Below are 17,147 nucleotides of genomic sequence, written 5' to 3' on the forward strand. Positions count from 1 at the left end.
CCACAACACAGCCGCACCCGACAGACAACCTCAGCGAGCCATAATCAAGCTCATCGCCTCATTACGGGTAGCCGAATCCCGCAACTGACCGCGCACGGCAGACGTGATCGTCTTGGCGCCAGGCTTCCGCACCCCCCGCATGGACATGCACATGTGCTCGCACTCGACAACGACGATGACCCCCCGAGGCTCCAGGATCTTCATCAACGAGTCCGCGATCTGCGTGGTGAGTCGTTCCTGCACCTGCGGCCGCCGGGCATAGACGTCCACCAGCCGCGCCAGCTTCGACAACCCCGTGATCTTGCCGTCGCTGGACGGGATGTACCCGACGTGGGCGACCCCGACGAACGGCACCAGATGGTGCTCGCACGAGCTCAGCACCTCGATGTCCTTCACGAGCACCATCTCGTCGTGCCCCAGGTCGAACGTCGTCGTCAGCACATCCTCGGGCTTCTGCCACAACCCCGCGAATATCTCCTTGTACGCCCGCGCCACCCGCCCCGGCGTCTCCCGCAGCCCCTCCCGGTCCGGGTCCTCGCCGACCGCGATCAGCAGTTCCCGTACGGCGTTCTCGGCGCGCTTCTCGTCGAAGACGCCGATCGCTCCGTCGCCGTCCAGCGTCACGGGGTCGGTCATGTCGTGCCTCGTTCCTGTGCGGGTCACGCGTGTGCGGGACACACGCCTCAGCTGCGGGCAAAACGAAAATGCCGCGTCCCCCAGGCTAAGACCAGGGGGACGCGGCATCCATTTCGGGCCGTGTGAGGCTCGCGTCAGTTCTCGGGGCGCTCCTCCGGGGCCTTCTCCAGCGTGGGAGAGGACTCGGCGGTCGCACCGGCGGTGATCGCGGGTCCCGCGCCGTTCGATCCGTTCGTCAGTGACAGCTCCTTGGGGGAGAGCACCGGCGGGCGGGTGGACGGCGTACGGCGGGAGGAGCCGGTCCACGAGGGGCGGGCCGGGCGCTTCACGATGGGAGCGAAGACCTCGGCGATCTGCTCCTTGTTCAGCGTCTCCTTCTCCAGCAGCTGGAGCACGAGCGCGTCGAGCACGTCGCGGTTCTCGACCAGGATTTCCCAGGCCTCGTTGTGCGCGTTCTCGATGAGCTTCTTGACCTCTTCGTCGACGAGCGCGGCGACCTCTTCCGAGTAGTCGCGCGGGTGCGACATCTCCCGGCCCAGGAAGGGCTCGGTGTTGTCGCCGCCGAACTTGATCGCGCCGAGGCGCTCGGTCATGCCGTACTGCGTGACCATCGCGCGGGCCGTGGCGGTGGCCTTCTCGATGTCGTTCGCGGCACCCGTGGTCGGGTCGTGGAAGACCAGTTCCTCGGCCGCGCGGCCGCCCAGCATGTAGGCCAGCTGGTCCAGCATCTCGTTGCGCGTGGTCGAGTACTTGTCCTCTTCGGGCAGGACCATCGTGTAGCCCAGAGCACGGCCTCGGGAGAGGATCGTGATCTTGTGGACCGGGTCGGAGTTGGGGGAAGCCGCCGCGACCAGGGCGTGTCCGCCCTCGTGGTACGCGGTGATCTTCTTCTCCTTGTCCGACATGATCCGGGTCCGCTTCTGCGGGCCCGCGACCACACGGTCGATCGCCTCGTCCAGCATGGAGTTGTCGATCAGCTTGCGGTTGCCGCGCGCGGTGAGCAGGGCGGCCTCGTTGAGGACGTTGCTCAGGTCCGCGCCGGTGAAGCCCGGCGTACGACGGGCGACCGCGGAGAGGTCGACGTCCGGTGCGACCGGCTTGCCCTTCTGGTGGACCTTGAGGATCTCCAGACGGCCCTGCATGTCCGGACGGTCGACCGCGATCTGGCGGTCGAAGCGGCCGGGGCGCAGGAGGGCCGGGTCGAGGATGTCGGGCCGGTTCGTCGCGGCGATGAGGATCACGCCGCCCTTGACGTCGAAGCCGTCCATCTCGACGAGCAGCTGGTTCAGCGTCTGCTCGCGCTCGTCGTGACCGCCGCCGAGGCCGGCGCCGCGGTGGCGGCCGACCGCGTCGATCTCGTCGACGAAGACGATCGCCGGGGCGTTCGCCTTGGCCTGCTCGAACAGGTCACGGACTCGGGAGGCACCGACACCGACGAACATCTCGACGAAGTCGGAACCGGAGATCGAGTAGAAGGGCACCCCGGCCTCGCCGGCGACCGCGCGGGCCAGCAGGGTCTTGCCGGTGCCGGGGGGGCCGTACAGGAGTACGCCCTTGGGGATCTTGGCGCCGACGGCCTGGAACTTCGCCGGCTCCTGGAGGAACTCCTTGATCTCGTGCAGTTCCTCGACGGCCTCGTCGGAGCCCGCGACGTCCGCGAACGTCGTCTTCGGGGTGTCCTTGGTGATGAGCTTGGCCTTGGACTTCCCGAAGTTCATGACTCGGGAGCCGCCGCCCTGCATCTGGTTCATCAGGAACAGGAAGACGACCACGATGAGGACGAAGGGGAGCAGGGACAGCAGGATCCCGACGAAAGCGTTCTGCTTCGTCGGCGACACCGTGTAGCCGTCCGGAATCTGCTTGTCCTGGTACTTGGTCTGCAGCGTGGCCGCGAGGTCCACGCCCTGGTCGCCGATGTAGCTCGCCTGGATCTTGGAGCTGCCGTCGACCTTGGAGCCGCTCTTGAGCGTGACCTTGATGGTCTGCTCGTCACCGGTGGTGATCTTGGCCGACTCGACCTTGTTGTCGTTGATCGCCTGGACGACCTGGCCGGTGTCCACCGTCTTGTAGCCGCCGGACGAGCCGACGACCTGCATCAACACGACCACGGCAAGGACGGCCAGCACGATCCACATGACCGGCCCACGGAAGTATCGCTTCACGTCCATCCATACGGAGCGAATTCGCTCCGTCCCTCCTGCCATAGTGAGTTTGATAAAGACAGTTCTTCTGACCGTACCCCAGCAATGTTGCCCGAAGTCGCACGGGACGGCTGGGAGACGTGTCTGCATGCTCCAACGGCGCGAAACCCGCTGGGGTTCCCGATCGTCTTACAGGGCTTGGGCCGAGTGGCCCTAGCCGCCGTAGACGTGCGGCGCGAGCGTACCGACGAACGGGAGGTTGCGGTACTTCTCGGCGTAGTCGAGGCCGTATCCGACGACGAACTCGTTCGGGATGTCGAAGCCGACCCACTCCACGTCGATGGCGACCTTGGCCGCCTCCGGCTTGCGCAGGAGGGTGCAGATCTTCAACGAGTCGGGCTCGCGGGAGCCCAGGTTGGAGATCAGCCAGGACAGCGTCAGACCGGAGTCGATGATGTCCTCGACGATGAGGACGTGCTTGCCCTTGATGTCGGTGTCGAGGTCCTTGAGGATCCGCACGACACCGGAGGACTGGGTGCCCGCGCCGTACGACGACACGGCCATCCAGTCCATGGTGACGGGGGTGGACAGTGCCCGGGCGAGGTCCGCCATGACCATCACCGCGCCCTTGAGGACGCCGACGAGCAGCAGGTCCTTGCCCGCGTACTCCGCGTCGATCTTCGCGGCGAGCTCCACGAGCTTCGCGTCGATCTCTTCCTTGGTGATGAGCACCGACTGGAGGTCGTCACCCATGTCTTTCGCGTCCACCCGCATCACTTTCGGTCGTCCAACCGGCTACTACCTGGCCCCGCCCCCGGAGGTCCGGAGGGGGTGTCGATTCAGCCTTGCCGAATCACCAGTCTGCCACCCTGGCGCTGGGCGACGACCTTGCCCGGGAGATTGATGGCTCCCTGGCCGCGCCAGCCGGTGATCAGGCGGTCGACTTCCTCGATGTGCCGGGCGAACAGCGAACCGGCCGGAGCGCCCGCCTGGATGGCGGCCCGGCGCAGGACGCGGCGGCGCACGGCGGGCGGCAGGGCGTAGAGCTTGGCGCACTCCAGGAGGCCGGTGGCGTCCCGTACGGAGGCCTCGGCCTGGCTGGCCCAGGTGTCGAGGGCGTCGGCGTCGTCCCGGGAGAGCTGCGCCGTACGGGCGAGCGCTTCTACGACGCCTTTGCCGAGGGCCTTCTCCAGGGCGGGCAGGCCTTCGTGGCGCAGCCGGGAGCGGGTGTAGGCGGGGTCGGCGTTGTGCGGGTCGTCCCAGACGGGCAGCGACTGGACCATGCAGGCCTTGCGGGCGGTCTGCCGGTCGAGCTGGAGGAAGGGGCGGCGGTAACGGCCGTCGGCCCCCGAGACCGCGGCCATTCCGGACAGGGAGCGGATGCCGGAGCCGCGGGCGAGGCCCAGCAGGACGGTTTCCGCCTGGTCGTCGCGAGTGTGGCCGAGCAGGACGGCGGCGGCGCCGTGCCGGGCGGCGCAGGCGTCGAGGGCGGCGTAGCGGGCGTCCCGGGCGGCTGCCTCGGGGCCGCCCTCGCGGCCCACGGTCACGGCGGTGGCCTCGACGGGGTCCAGGCCCAGTTCGCGCAGCCGCAGGACGACCTCGTCGGCGCGCAGGTCGGAGCCGGCCTGGAGGCCGTGGTCGACGGTGATGCCGCCGGCCCGGATGCCGAGTTTGGGTGCTTCGAAGGCGAGGGCGGAGGCGAGCGCCATGGAATCGGCGCCGCCGGAGCACGCCACGAGCACGAGCGGCGAGGGCGGGCGCTCGTGCGGGGTGTGCCGGGAGGCGCCGACGGTCTGCAGGGCCTCGTGGTCGGTGAGGATGTCGTGGAGGACGCGGCGGACCGCCAGGCGTATCGCCGCGACCGCAGGATGGGGACCCATGTCCGGTTCCCTTCATGAAGTTTTCGGGGGGTTGGCCCGAGATTCGGTCACTCAGAGTGTGTAGATGGTGACAGAACCGGGGCGTTCCCCGAGCATCGCACGCCCACCCATCGCTCACGGTCCCTCGGACGGGTGATTGCGGGGGCGTTCGCCTGCCGTAGGCCGAATCCGTTTCACCCCGTCCGCGACCGGTTCACGACTCGGCCTTGCGGTGCACCCGCGCGACCCAGTCCGCCGGTTTGGCGATCTCCGTCTTCGTCGGCAGCGTGTTCGGGGAGGTCCACACACGGTTGAAGCCGTCCATGCCCACCTGTTCGACGACCGCGCGTACGAATCGCTCGCCGTCCCGGTACTGCCTCAGTTTGGCGTCCAGACCGAGCAGCTTGCGCAGCGCCGAGTCCAGCCGGGAGGCGCCCTTGGCCCGCCGCTGCTGGAACTTCTCGCGGATCTCCGCGACGCTCGGCACGACGTCCGGGCCGACGCCGTCCATCACGAAGTCGGCGTGCCCTTCCAGGAGGGACATCACTGCGGTGAGCCGCCCGAGGATCTCCCGCTGCGCGGGCGTCTGCACGATCTCCACCAGGGACCGGCCCTCGTCGTCCTCCTCGCCCTCGGGACGGCCGCCGGCCAGCGACTGGGCGGCCTCCCGGATGCGCTCCAGGACCGTCATGGGGTCGACCTCGGTCTCCCCCAAGAACGACTGGATTTCACCCTCCAGGTGATCCCGCAGCCAGGGCACGGCCGTGAACTGCGTGCGGTGCGTCTCCTCGTGCAGGCACACCCACAGACGGAAGTCGTGGGGCTGTACGTCGAGTTCGCGCTCCACGTGCACGATGTTCGGCGCGACCAGCAGCAGCCGCCCGCCCTTCGCGCCCGCCGGCAGCTCGCGGGTCGCCGGGGCGAACGTCTCGTACTGGCCGAGCACGCGCGAGGACAGGAACGACAGCAGCATGCCCAGCTCGACGCCGGTCACCTTGCCGCCGACCGCACCGAAGACCGCGCCCCCGGGGGTGTTGCCGCGCCGCTCCTGCATCTTGTCGAGCAGCGGCTTGAGGACCTCCCGGAACCCGGCGACGTTCGCCCGCACCCAGCCGGGGCGGTCGACGACCAGGATCGGGGTGTCGTGGATGTCGTCCGTGCCCATCCGGGTGAATCCCCGGACGTGTTGCTCCGAGGCCTTCGCATGCCGGCGCAGCTCCGCGACGACGGCCCGGGCCTCGTCACGGCTCACGTCGGGGCCCGGCCGCACGAGTCGGGTCGCGGTCGCCACCGCGAGATTCCAGTCGACCATCTCGGCACCACCGATGCTCGTCATGCGTCAACCGTACGTGAGCGCTGCGGCTTGGGGCAGGGGACGAGGTCGGCGAGGGCGGGCTTGGTCGGAACGTTGCCCGGCGGGTTCAACTGCAGCCGCAGGCCGCCAACGCCGTCGCCGTGTGGTCCAGGGCCGCCTGGGCCTCCAGTGTGTTCGTCGTGTTGGAGGCCATGAAGGCGAAGGCCAGGAGTTGGCCGTCCTTGTCCACGACCGTGCCCGCCAGCGTGTTGACGCCCGTGAGGGTGCCGGTCTTGGCGCGTACGACGCCCGCCGCGCCCGTGGCGTCCGTGTAGCGGCTCGTCAGGGTGCCGGTGAAGGCGGCGATGGGGAGGCCGGTGAGGACCGGGCGGAGCTCGGGGTGGGCCGGGGCGCCGGCCTTGACGAGGAGGGCGGTCAGGAGGTCGGCGGTGAGGCGGTCGTCGCGGTTGAGGCCGCTGCCGTCGTTGAACACCGCGCCCTTGACCGGGAGTTGAAGCTTCTTCAGCTGGGCGGCGATCGCGGCGGCGCCCCCGTCGAAGTCGGCCCGCCTGCCCGTCGCGACGGCGGTCTGGCGGGCCAGGGCCTCCGCGATGTCGTTGTCGCTGTTGGTCAGCATCCGCTCGACGATGTCGGACAACGGGGGTGAGCCGACCGTGGCGAGGGTGTCCGCGCGCGCGGTCGCTTTCGAGGGCCCCGGGGACGTCGTTTTGATGCCGTGCTCCTGGAGGAAACCCGCGAACTTCTGGGCCGCGTCGGCCGCCGGGTCCGTCACGCGCTCCACCGGACCACTGGACGAGTCGTCCTTACGGCCCTCGTCGGCGGACAGGGCGCTGACCGGGGCGAGGTTCTCGTTGACCCCGATCGGGTGGAGTTCGGAACCGGCGTACAGGGTCGTGTCGTACGACAGCGTCACCTCGCGCACGCCGCGCTTCTTCAGGGCGGCGGCCGTGCTGTCGGCGAGCGTGCGCAGGCTCGCCCAGCCCTCGGCGTCCTTGTGGGCGGTCAGGGTGGGGTCGCCGCCGCCGACCAGGACGAGCTCCTTGGTGTCGGGCTCCAGGGCGGTGCGGGTGGTGATGCGGTGGTCGGCGCCCATCGCGGAGAGCGCGGCCACGGCGGTGGCGATCTTCGTGGTCGAGGCCGGGGTCAGCGCGTCGTCGGCGCCCACTCCGTAGAGGCGCTTTCCGGTCGACACGTCCACCACGGCGGCCGTGTGGCGGGTGCCGAGCGCCGCGTTGTCCAGGAGGGGGTTGAGGACGTCCGCGAGGGCCGTGCCGGTCGGCGCGGACTTCACCGTGTTCGCGGAACCGCCGAGGGCGACCAGGACGGATGCGGCGCTGGGAGCAGGTCGGGGTGCCTTGGCGGACGTATCGGAATTACGGCCGTGATCTACGCCACCTGAACGTTCCTGTGCGACTGCGTGGTCCCGCTCGGCCGTACGCTGACCGGACGAGTCCCAGGGACCGGCGGCGGTCACCACGACGGCGGCCAGCGCCATCCCTGCGGTGGTGGCGACGGCGGTGAACCGCCAGGTTCGGTCGGGCCGCGGCAACTTCGCGACCTGCGGTGACACGGTTCGGACGAGCCGGGTGATCTTCGGTGACACGGCGTCGGTGAGCCGCGTCACCCGGGGCTTCACCGCTCGGGTGATCCGCGTGACCGGGGGTTTCACGGCCTCGCCGATCCGTGCGACCTGAGGTTCTACGGCTTGCTTGACCCGTGTGACCTGCGGTTTCACGGATTGCGCGGCCCGCTCGAGACGGGGCCGGACGGCTCTCGCGACCCGCGCCACATGCGGTCTCGCGGCCCGCCAAGGCCTCAGCTCCGGCACGACCACCAGCCCCTTTCGCGATCACACACCTGCGTGAGGGACACTTAACCACCAGAACTATGTGCTGATCATGGAGGAGCCACCGGTGGAGTTCGACGTCACGATCGAGATCCCGAAGGGTTCGCGGAACAAGTACGAGGTGGACCACGAGACCGGTCGGATCCGCCTGGACCGTCGACTCTTCACCTCGACCAGTTACCCGGCCGACTACGGCTTCGTCGAGAACACTCTCGGCGAGGACGGCGACCCGCTGGACGCGCTGGTCATCCTGGAGGAGCCGACCTTCCCCGGCTGCCTCATCAAGTGCCGCGCGATCGGCATGTTCCGGATGACCGACGAGGCCGGCGGCGACGACAAGCTGCTGTGCGTCCCGGCGTCCGACCCGCGTGTGGAGCACCTGCGTGACATCCACCACGTGTCGGAGTTCGACCGCCTGGAGATCCAGCACTTCTTCGAGGTCTACAAGGACCTGGAGCCCGGCAAGTCGGTCGAGGGTGCCAACTGGGTGGGCCGTACGGACGCCGAGGCGGAGATCGAGCGCTCGTACAAGCGACTGAAGGAGCAGGGCGGCCACTGAGCCCCCTGCCGCAAAACGGGCCGCACGCGCACGCGTGCGGCCCGTTTTCCTGTCTGTGCGCATACTGAGGATCACCGGAGGCGTCGTACAGGGAGTGCTACGGAGTGACGGAAGCGGAGGACCGCAAGCCGCAGTCGGACGAGGTCAGGAGTGCGTTCACAGCTCCCTCTGGTGTCGCGGCCGCTGACGGGGAGTCGTCTACGACGTCGGAGTTCGCCGTTCCGCGCGGGCTCGACGTGACGGCGCCGGCCGCGGACGACTCCGAGGGCTCGGCGTTCAGTCCGCCCAGCACCTACCGCGCCAGAGAGGCTCCGCCCGCCTTCACCCCGCCGACCGGGATTCCCCTCGTCAGCCTCACCAAGGACGTGCCCTGGCAGGACCGCATGCGCACGATGCTGCGGATGCCGGTGTCCGAGCGGCCCGCGCCGGAGCCGGTGCAGAAGCCCGACGACAGCGGTCCCGCCGTACCGCGCGTGCTCGATCTGACGCTCCGCATCGGCGAGTTGCTGCTCGCGGGCGGCGAGGGCGCGGAGGACGTCGAGGCGGCGATGTTCGCGGTCTGCCGCTCCTACGGCCTCGACCGCTGCGAGCCGACGGTCACCTTCACTCTCCTCTCGATCTCCTATCAGCCCTCCCTGGTGGACGATCCGGTGACCGCGTCCCGGACCGTACGGCGCCGGGGCACCGACTACACGCGGCTCGCGGCCGTGTTCCGGCTGGTCCAGGACCTCAGCGATCCGGAAACCGCGCTCTCCTTGGAGGACGCCTACCGGCGGCTCGCGGAGATGCGGCGCAACCGGCACCCGTACCCCGGCTGGGTGCTGACCGCCGCCAGCGGGCTGCTCGCGGGCGCCGCCTCCGTGCTCGTCGGCGGTGACATCATCGTGTTCTTCGCCGCCGCGCTCGGCGCGATGCTCGGCGACCGGCTGGCGTGGCTGTGCGCGGGGCGCGGGTTGCCGGAGTTCTACCAGTTCACGGTCGCCGCGATGCCCCCCGCCGCGATAGGGGTCGCGCTCACGGTCGCCAACGTCGACGTGAAGGCCTCCGCGGTCATCACCGGCGGTCTCTTCGCCCTGCTGCCCGGGCGGGCGCTGGTGGCGGGCGTACAGGACGGACTGACCGGCTTCTACATCACCGCGGCGGCCCGGCTCCTCGAAGTCATGTACTTCTTCGTCGGCATCGTGGCCGGCGTCCTGATCGTCCTGTACTTCGGCGTGAAGCTCGGCGCGCAGCTCAACCCCGACGTGGCCCTCGGCAACTCCGACCGGCCGCTGTGGCAGATCGGCGCGTCCGTCCTGCTGTCGCTGACCTTCGCCGTACTGCTCCAGCAGGAACGATCCACCGTCCTGCTCGTGTCCCTCAACGGGGGTGTCGCCTGGTCTGTCTACGGGGCGATGCGCTTCGTCGCGGAGATCTCACCGGTCGCGTCTACGGCCGTTGCGGCGGGGCTGGTCGGGCTCTTCGGGCAGTTGCTGTCGCGGTACCGGTTCGCGTCGGCGCTGCCGTACACGACCGCGGCGATCGGGCCCCTGTTGCCGGGGTCCGCCACGTACTTCGGGCTGTTGGCGATCGCGCAGAACGAGGTCGACAAGGGGCTGGTGTCGTTGGCCACGGCGGCGTCGCTCGCGATGGCCATCGCGATCGGGGTCAATCTGGGGTCGGAGATCTCGCGGTTGTTCCTGCGGGTCCCTGGGGCTTCGGCGGGGGCCCGGCGGGCCGCCAAGCGGACGCGGGGGTTCTGAGCGCCGCCCGGGAGTCAGCCCTGGGGATAGCCGTTCTGCGAGTAGCCCTGGTCCTGGCCCTGGTTGTCGTACGGCGGGTACTGCTGGTTGCCGTACTGCTGGTTTCCGTAGGGCTGCTGTTGGTACGTCTGCTGGGGGTACGCCTGCTGTTGCTGGGGCTGCGCGTAGTACTGGTCGTAGCCGTTGTTCTGGTCGTACTGCTGTTGCTGCGGCTGCTGTTGGGGCTGCTGTTGGGGCTCGTCCACACGGCGGAGTTGGGTCGTCGAGTCGTCCATGATGACCGGGAACGGCTGGGTCGCGGCCGGGTCTCCGGGCTGCTCCTCGTGCCGCTGGGGTCCCTGGGGGGCCTTCTTGGCCTTGGAGCGGGCGCGCAGGAACTCGATGAGGATCGGAATCACGGAGACGAAGACGATCAGGATGAGGATCGCTTCGATGTTCTTGTGGACGAAGTCGATGTTGCCGAGCCAGGAGCCGAGCAGGGTCACGCCCGCGCCCCACAGGACGCCGCCGATGATGTTGAAGGTGAGGAACGAGCGGTACTTCATGCCGCTGACGCCGGCGATGATCGGCGTGAACGTGCGGACGATGGGCACGAAGCGGGCCAGGACCAGGGACTTGGGGCCGTACTTCTCGAAGAACTCGTGCGCCTTGACCACGTTCTCCTGTTTGAAGAGGCGTGAGTCCGGGCGGCTGAAGAGCGAGGGGCCGACCTTCTTGCCGAAGACGTAGCCCGCCTGGTCGCCGAGGATCGCGGCGACGCAGATCAGCGCGACGGCCGCCCACAGCGGGAAGTCCAGGGTGCCCGCGGTGATCAGCAGGCCGCAGGTGAACAGCAGGGAGTCACCCGGCAGGAAGAACCCGATGAGCAGGCCGGACTCCGCGAAGACCACGAGCAGGAGGCCCCAGATCCCGAACCGGTCGAGCATCGTGTTCGGGTCGAGCCAGCTCGGGCCGAGGGCGAGCGTCATCACGGTTCCGGGCTCCTGAGGGGTGGAGGGAGGTGCCAGCGTCCAGGTACAGCCGCACAAAGCTATCAACGCGATGTGTCCGCCCCAGGTTCCACCGGTGTCTCCAGGATGCACTGTGCATCTCGTGGGACAAAGCTGTGAGCCATGGGTATCGAAGAGTACGGCGGCGGCCAGGGGCCGCAGGCCGATGTGCTGGTCGTGACGACGAACGACGTTCCGGGGTACCGGGTCGAGCAGGTGATCGGCGAGGTGTTCGGACTGACCGTGCGTTCACGGCATCTCGGCAGCCAGATCGGCGCCGGTCTGAAGTCGATGGTCGGCGGTGAGCTGAAGGGGCTCACCAAGACCCTCGTGCAGACCCGCAACCAGGCCATGGAACGGCTCGTCGAGCAGGCACGCGCGCGTGGCGCCAACGGCGTCCTGGCGTTCCGCTTCGACGTGACCGAGGCGGCGGACGTCGGCACCGAGGTGTGCGCCTACGGGACGGCGGTGGTGCTGGCCCGGGTGTCGAATCCCCCCGGGCCGGGTTCCTGACGGGCTCCTAGGAGGTGTGCCGGGACGCGTTCGCCAGGATCGCGTCCCGGAGGTGTTCGGCCAGACCGGGCGCCATCGCGTCGTAGAACGCCTTGAAGCGCTCGTCGGAGACGTACATCCCGGCGAGGCAGACGTGCATCTCGTAGGAGCACGGGTAGAACCACCGGTCGATGTGGAGCCGGTGTTCCTCGGCCAGCTCCATGGCCGCCTCGGCGGTGGGTGGTTCTCCTGCCGTCACCAGGGTGGCGTAGCGCTCGCTCCAGTCGTCGACCTCGGCCTGGAGGCGTTTCCAGTCGGCCTTGGTGTAGCGGGCGGCGCGGCGCTGCGACTCGGCGTAGGCCTCGGTGCCGCCCCAGCGCTGTTCGGCCTCTTCGGCGTACTGCTCGGGGTCCTTGTCGCCGAAGACCTCGAAGCGTTCCTCGGGGGTGAGGTTGATGCCCATCGTGCGTGCCTCCATGGCGTGTTCCACGGCCTCGGCCATCTTCTGGAGCTTCTCGATCCGGGCGGTCAGCAGCTCGTGCTGCCGGCGCAGATGTGCGCGCGGGTCCGTCTCCGGGTCGTCGAGCAGGGCCGCGACCTCGTCGAGCGGGAAGCCGAGCTCCCGGTAGAACAGGATCTGTTGCAGCCGGTCGAGGTCCGCGTCGCCGTAGCGCCGGTGGCCCGCGTGACTGCGCTCGCTCGGGACGAGCAGGCCGATGTCGTCGTAGTGGTGCAGCGTGCGCACGGTGACCCCGGCGAATCCGGCGACCTGTCCCACGGAGTAGGAGTCCTGCCCTACGGAGTGGCTCACTTCCGCTCCTTTCTCTGTCCGCGCTCCACGGTGGGGCCTCACGCCACGTGAGGTACAAGCCCTTTACCCCAAGATGTTGGGTCCGTTTTGCCCGCTTATGGTGATCGCGTGGCCCAGGAGAGCGCGCAACAGGCACCCATTGCCCCGACGACCCCGGCGCGCGCCCTGCTGCCGTTGATCGTCCCCGCCCTGGTCGTGGGCGTGCTCGCGAGCCTGCTCTTCCTCGGGGTGAGCGCGGCGGCGGAGCAACTCCAGCACGTGCTGTGGAAGAACCTCCCCGACGCTCTCGGCATCGGCCGCTACTCGGTGCTGTGGATGCTCGTGATGCTCACCGCGACCGGCATCGCGGTCGGGCTCGTGGTGTGGAAGGTCCCCGGACACGCCGGCCCCGACCCGGCGACCACCGGCCTGGAGGCCGCACCCCTGCCACCCCCAGTCTTGCCGGGCCTGGTGCTGGCGACCGCGCTGATGCTCGCGGGCGGCCCGAGTCTGGGCCCGGAGAACCCGATCATCGCCGTGAACGTGGGACTCGCGCTGTGGGCCGGGCGGAGACTCGCGCCCCGGGTACCGAATGGGGCGTGGGGAGCGCTGGCGGAGTCGGCGACGATCGGGGCGCTCTTCGGGACGCCGGTCGCGGCGGCACTGCTGATCTCGGAGGCGCTGGCCGCGCGGCAGACGAAGGGGGCGCTGTGGGACAACGTGTTCGCACCGCTGGCCGCGGCCGGGGCGGGCGCCATGACGACCACCCTGGTGGCCCATCCGACCTTCGACCTGCACCTGCCCGCGTTCGACAGACCGGGATGGGGCGATCTGCTCGCAGCCCTCGTACTGGCACCACTGGCCGCACTGCTCGGAATGACCGCGGTCTACCTCTTCCCGTACGCCCACGGCGCCTTCTCCCGGCTCAGGCACCCCATGCTGGCGCTTCCGGCCGGCGGAGTGGTCCTGGGCCTTCTGGCGGCCGTGGGCGGCCATCTGACGCTCTTCAAGGGACTGGACGAGGTCGGCGAGTTGGCCGCCGACCCGGAGGGCTGGTCGGCGGGCCAGTTCGCGACCATGACGCTCGTAAAGCTGGCCGCCCTGGTGGTCGCCGCGTCCTGCGGCTTCCGGGGCGGCCGAATCTTCCCGTCGGTGTTCATCGGCACGGCCTTCGGCCTCTTCGCGCACGCGCTCGTACCGGCGGTGGACCCGGCACTCGCTGTCGCAGCAGGCGTCCTGGGCATGCTCCTGGCGATCACCCGGCAGGGCTGGGTGAGCCTGTTCACGGCCGCGGTCCTGGTGGCCTCGCCGGCGATCCTCGCCCTGCTCTGCCTCGCCTCGCTGCCGGCCTGGCTGCTGGTGACCGGGCGCCCGCAGATGCAGTTGCGCGCGGACGGAACTCCGGTCCACTGACACCCGTTGATCCTTTTGATTCTTTCCGCAGGAGGCCCGCACATGCCGTTGCACAAAGGTCCCGAGCAGCCCGAAGAACGCCCCATGTCGGTCAACCCCTTCTACGGGGAGGCCAATCCGGTCGGCGGCATGACCGAGGCACCCCCCAAGCACCGGCTCCCGGACGCACCGCTCCCTCCGATGACGGCGGCCCAGCTCGTGCACGACGAGCTGATGCTGGACGGCAACTCCCGCCTCAACCTGGCGACTTTCGTCACCACCTGGATGGAGCCGGAAGCCGGCGTCCTGATGGCGGAGTGCCGGGACAAGAACATGATCGACAAGGACGAGTACCCGCGCACGGCAGAGTTGGAGAAGCGCTGCGTGGCCATGCTCGCGGACCTCTGGAACGCACCGGACCCCTCCGCGGCCGTCGGCTGCTCCACGACCGGCTCCAGTGAGGCCTGCATGCTCGCCGGCATGGCCCTGAAGCGCCGCTGGATGCAACGCAACAAGGACCGCTACCCGGCCGCCCGCCCGAACCTGGTGATGGGTGTCAACGTCCAGGTCTGCTGGGAGAAGTTCTGCAACTTCTGGGAGGTCGAGGCCCGCCAGGTCCCCATGGAGGGCGACCGCTTCCACCTCGACCCCCAAGCAGCCGCCGACCTCTGCGACGAGAACACGATCGGCGTCGTAGGCATCCTGGGCTCCACCTTCGACGGCTCCTACGAACCGATCGCCGACCTCTGTACCGCTCTCGACGCCCTCCAGGAGCGCACAGGCCTCGACATCCCGGTCCACGTGGACGGCGCCTCCGGCGCCATGGTCGCCCCCTTCCTGGACGAGGACCTGGTCTGGGACTTCCGCCTCCCGCGCGTGGCCTCGATCAACACCTCGGGCCACAAGTACGGCCTGGTCTACCCGGGCGTCGGCTGGGCCCTGTGGCGCGACAAGGAGGCCCTCCCCGAGGAACTGGTCTTCCGCGTCAACTACTTGGGCGGCGACATGCCCACCTTCGCCCTCAACTTCTCCCGCCCCGGCGCCCAAGTAGTAGCCCAGTACTACACATTCCTACGCCTCGGCCGAGAGGGCTACCGAGCCGTACAACAGTCGACCCGCGACGTGGCCCAAGGCCTGGCAGACCGCATCGAGGCCCTGGGCGACTTCAAACTCCTCACCCGGGGCACCGAGTTGCCGGTCTTCGCCTTCACCACAACCCCAACCGTCACGGCCTACGACGTCTTCGACGTCTCCCGCCGCCTACGCGAACGCGGCTGGCTGGTCCCGGCGTACACCTTCCCGGCCAACCGCGAGGACCTCTCAGTCCTCCGCATCGTCTGCCGCAACGGCTTCTCCGCAGACCTGGCAGAACTCTTCCTGGACGACCTGACGCAACTGCTCCCCCAACTACGGAACCAGCCGTACCCCCTGACCCGCGACAAGGGAGCGGCCACGGGCTTCCACCACTGAGGCGACCGAGGCCTGAGCGGACCGTCGGCCGCGCACGGCGAGAAGGTGCCGTGTCGGGGGGCCGCCCGCAGCGGTTGGCGCGTCAACACCCTCAAAATCTTGCGACACCGATTCCGCGCCGTTCCGAGGACGGACACCCCCGACACGGCACCGACCCACACCAAACGCAAGGCGCCTCACCGCCCAAGCCCCCGGAACCGCCGCACGGCGAGCGGAAAGAACACGGCCAACAGCACAAGCGGCCAGACCACAGCAGCCCAGACATGCCCAGGTTCCCCACCAGGACCGCCAAAAAGCTCACGCACGGCGGTCGCGGTCTGGGACATCGGATTCCACTGAACAACTGCCCCCAGCCACCCCGGCATAGCAGCAGGCGTGGCAAGCGCGTTGGACAGAAACCCGACCGGCCAAACCAGGATCTGCACGGCCTGCACCATCTCGGGCCGCCCAGCCACCAGCGCCAGCTGAATGCCGACCCACAACATGGCGAACCGAAAGAGCAACAGCAGCCCCACAGCGCCCAAAAAGCCCCCACCCCCACCCTGCGGACGCCACCCCAGCGCCAGCCCGACCCCGATCAGCACAACCAGCCCGATCGCCGACTGAAGCATGTCCGCAGCCGAACGCCCCACCAGAACCGCTTCGTCGGCCATGGGCATGGACCGGAACCGGTCGATCACCCCCTTGTTGAGGTCCTGGGTCACCGCCAGCATCGTGCCCTCCAGCCCAAAGGCCATGGTCAAGGCGAGCATCCCCGGCACCAGATAGTCGACGTAGGCCCCCTCGACCGCCCGCCCACCGCCGATCAGATAGCCGAACATCAGCAGCAGCATCACCGGAAAGACGAGACTCACCACGACCTGCACGGGCTGCCGCGCCCAGTGGGCGAGTTCACGCCGGGTCATGGTCCAGGAATCCGTCAGGACATACGCGCTCACGCAGCCACCTCTCCCGCTCCCGTGAGATGCAGGAACACCTCGTCCAGGGTCGGCCGCCGCAACGCCACATCCTCGGCGTCGATCCCGGCCTCCTCCAGCGCCCGTACGACCCCGGAGAGCGCCGTCATCCGGTCGGTGACCGGCGCGCTGAGCAACCGCCGGTCGACGTCGACGGAGACGCCCGACTCAGGAACGGGCAACAGGGCGACGGCGGCGCCCAGTTGCCCCGCGTCGCGCAGGACGACGTCGATACGGTCGCCGCCCGTACGGGACTTCAGCTCGTCCGGGGTGCCGTCGGCGATGACCCGCCCCCGGTCGACCACCGAGATGCGCCCGGCGAGTTGATCCGCCTCCTCCAGATACTGGGTGGTGAGCAGCACCGTCGTACCACCGCCGACCAGAGACCGGACCGCCGACCACACCTCGGCCCGTCCGCGTGGATCGAGCCCGGTGGTCGGCTCGTCGAGAAACAGGATCTCCGGATCGGTGACGAGCGAGGCAGCGAGGTCCAGCCGGCGTCGCATCCCCCCGCTGTAGGCGCGGACGGGCTTGCGCCCGGTGTCGCCGAGGTCGAACCGCTCCAGGAGTTCGTCGGCACGCACGCGCGCGTGCCGGGCGCCGAGATGGTGGAGACGGGCGAACATCTCCAGGTTCTGCCGACCACCCAACTCCTCGTCCAGAGCGGCATGTTGACCGAGCAGCCCGATACGAAACCGAACCGCGCGCGCCTCGGTCACCACGTCGTACCCGGCCACCTCCACCCGCCCGGAGTCGGGCCGCAACAGGGTCGCCAAAACGCGAACCAACGTGGTCTTGCCGGCACCGTTGGGCCCGAGCACGCCATGCACTGTGCCGCGCACGACCCGAAGGTCGAGCCCGTCGAGCGCCTTCTTCACGTCCTTGGCCTTCTTGCCCCCGTACGTCTTGTGTGCGCCCTCAACGCTGATCGCCATGTCGGCCACGCGAGCACCCTCCACT

At 69.2% G+C, this 17,147-nt stretch carries 15 protein-coding genes; 5 read left to right on the top strand and 10 right to left on the bottom strand.

The features are described from left to right. Window positions 1-30: 30 nt before the first annotated feature. The 6 genes from folE to dacB all read right to left on the bottom strand — a co-directional run bounded on the left by folE (window position 31) and on the right by dacB (window position 7,620). Window positions 31-636 (bottom strand): GTP cyclohydrolase I FolE, encoded by a 606-nt coding sequence (folE, locus tag SSP08S_RS24175; RefSeq protein WP_019070218.1) that lies wholly within the window; start codon window positions 634-636, stop codon window positions 31-33. 134 nt (window positions 637-770) lie between these two features. Further along, window positions 771-2,804: an ATP-dependent zinc metalloprotease FtsH gene (gene ftsH / locus SSP08S_RS24180; RefSeq protein WP_019070219.1), complete on the bottom strand. Its 2,034-nt coding sequence runs from the start codon at window positions 2,802-2,804 to the stop codon at window positions 771-773. Window positions 2,805-2,990: 186 nt separating this feature from the next. Continuing rightward, window positions 2,991-3,551, bottom strand: coding sequence for a hypoxanthine phosphoribosyltransferase (gene hpt / locus SSP08S_RS24185; protein ID WP_019070220.1), 561 nt, complete (start codon window positions 3,549-3,551; stop codon window positions 2,991-2,993). A gap of 65 nt (window positions 3,552-3,616) precedes the next feature. Beyond that, window positions 3,617-4,657, bottom strand: a complete 1,041-nt coding sequence (tilS, locus tag SSP08S_RS24190) for a tRNA lysidine(34) synthetase TilS (RefSeq protein ID WP_019070221.1) — start codon at window positions 4,655-4,657, stop codon at window positions 3,617-3,619. Between the two features lie 193 nt (window positions 4,658-4,850). Further along, on the bottom strand, window positions 4,851-5,972 hold the full coding sequence (locus SSP08S_RS24195; RefSeq protein WP_019070222.1) for a zinc-dependent metalloprotease: 1,122 nt from the start codon (window positions 5,970-5,972) through the stop codon (window positions 4,851-4,853). 85 nt (window positions 5,973-6,057) lie between these two features. Continuing rightward, the gene (gene dacB / locus SSP08S_RS24200; protein WP_043259655.1) at window positions 6,058-7,620 is read right to left on the bottom strand and encodes a D-alanyl-D-alanine carboxypeptidase/D-alanyl-D-alanine endopeptidase; all 1,563 of its coding nucleotides are present in this window, start codon (window positions 7,618-7,620) and stop codon (window positions 6,058-6,060) included. 244 nt (window positions 7,621-7,864) lie between these two features. Here dacB and SSP08S_RS24205 point away from each other — a divergent pair, with 244 nt between their 5' ends. Both SSP08S_RS24205 and SSP08S_RS24210 read left to right on the top strand, forming a co-directional pair. After that, window positions 7,865-8,356, top strand: coding sequence for an inorganic diphosphatase (locus tag SSP08S_RS24205; RefSeq protein ID WP_019070224.1), 492 nt, complete (start codon window positions 7,865-7,867; stop codon window positions 8,354-8,356). A gap of 104 nt (window positions 8,357-8,460) precedes the next feature. Then, window positions 8,461-10,098: a threonine/serine exporter family protein gene (locus SSP08S_RS24210; RefSeq protein ID WP_019070225.1), complete on the top strand. Its 1,638-nt coding sequence runs from the start codon at window positions 8,461-8,463 to the stop codon at window positions 10,096-10,098. A 14-nt stretch (window positions 10,099-10,112) separates the two neighbouring features. On the opposite strand, the gene SSP08S_RS24215 is transcribed toward SSP08S_RS24210, so the two are convergent. Continuing rightward, entirely contained in the window at window positions 10,113-11,066 is a 954-nt protein-coding gene (locus SSP08S_RS24215; RefSeq protein ID WP_019070226.1) for a DedA family protein, read from the bottom strand. A 144-nt stretch (window positions 11,067-11,210) separates the two neighbouring features. Here SSP08S_RS24215 and SSP08S_RS24220 point away from each other — a divergent pair, with 144 nt between their 5' ends. After that, window positions 11,211-11,600: a YbjQ family protein gene (locus tag SSP08S_RS24220; protein ID WP_019070227.1), complete on the top strand. Its 390-nt coding sequence runs from the start codon at window positions 11,211-11,213 to the stop codon at window positions 11,598-11,600. 7 nt (window positions 11,601-11,607) lie between these two features. Here the strand turns inward: SSP08S_RS24220 and SSP08S_RS24225 are convergent, their stop codons facing one another. Then, window positions 11,608-12,390, bottom strand: a complete 783-nt coding sequence (locus SSP08S_RS24225) for a MerR family transcriptional regulator (RefSeq protein ID WP_019070228.1) — start codon at window positions 12,388-12,390, stop codon at window positions 11,608-11,610. Between the two features lie 108 nt (window positions 12,391-12,498). Between SSP08S_RS24225 and SSP08S_RS24230 the strand changes: the two genes are divergently transcribed. Together SSP08S_RS24230 and gad are read left to right on the top strand one after the other, a co-directional pair. Then, a complete protein-coding gene (locus SSP08S_RS24230; protein WP_019070229.1) occupies window positions 12,499-13,782 on the top strand; it encodes an ion channel protein in 1,284 nt (427 codons plus the stop codon). A gap of 42 nt (window positions 13,783-13,824) precedes the next feature. Then, a complete protein-coding gene (gene gad / locus SSP08S_RS24235) occupies window positions 13,825-15,231 on the top strand; it encodes a glutamate decarboxylase (RefSeq protein ID WP_019070230.1) in 1,407 nt (468 codons plus the stop codon). A gap of 176 nt (window positions 15,232-15,407) precedes the next feature. Here gad and SSP08S_RS24240 read toward each other — a convergent pair whose 3' ends face one another. Both SSP08S_RS24240 and SSP08S_RS24245 read right to left on the bottom strand, forming a co-directional pair. Then, on the bottom strand, window positions 15,408-16,169 hold the full coding sequence (locus tag SSP08S_RS24240) for an ABC transporter permease (protein ID WP_019070231.1): 762 nt from the start codon (window positions 16,167-16,169) through the stop codon (window positions 15,408-15,410). After that, on the bottom strand, window positions 16,166-17,131 hold the full coding sequence (locus SSP08S_RS24245; protein WP_019070232.1) for a daunorubicin resistance protein DrrA family ABC transporter ATP-binding protein: 966 nt from the start codon (window positions 17,129-17,131) through the stop codon (window positions 16,166-16,168). The genes SSP08S_RS24240 and SSP08S_RS24245 overlap by 4 nt, the downstream gene beginning before the upstream one ends. Window positions 17,132-17,147: the final 16 nt, after the last annotated feature.

The sequence above is a fragment of the Streptomyces hokutonensis genome, from assembly GCF_000376565.1.
In the GTDB taxonomy this organism is placed as follows: Bacteria; Actinomycetota; Actinomycetes; order Streptomycetales; family Streptomycetaceae; genus Streptomyces; species Streptomyces hokutonensis.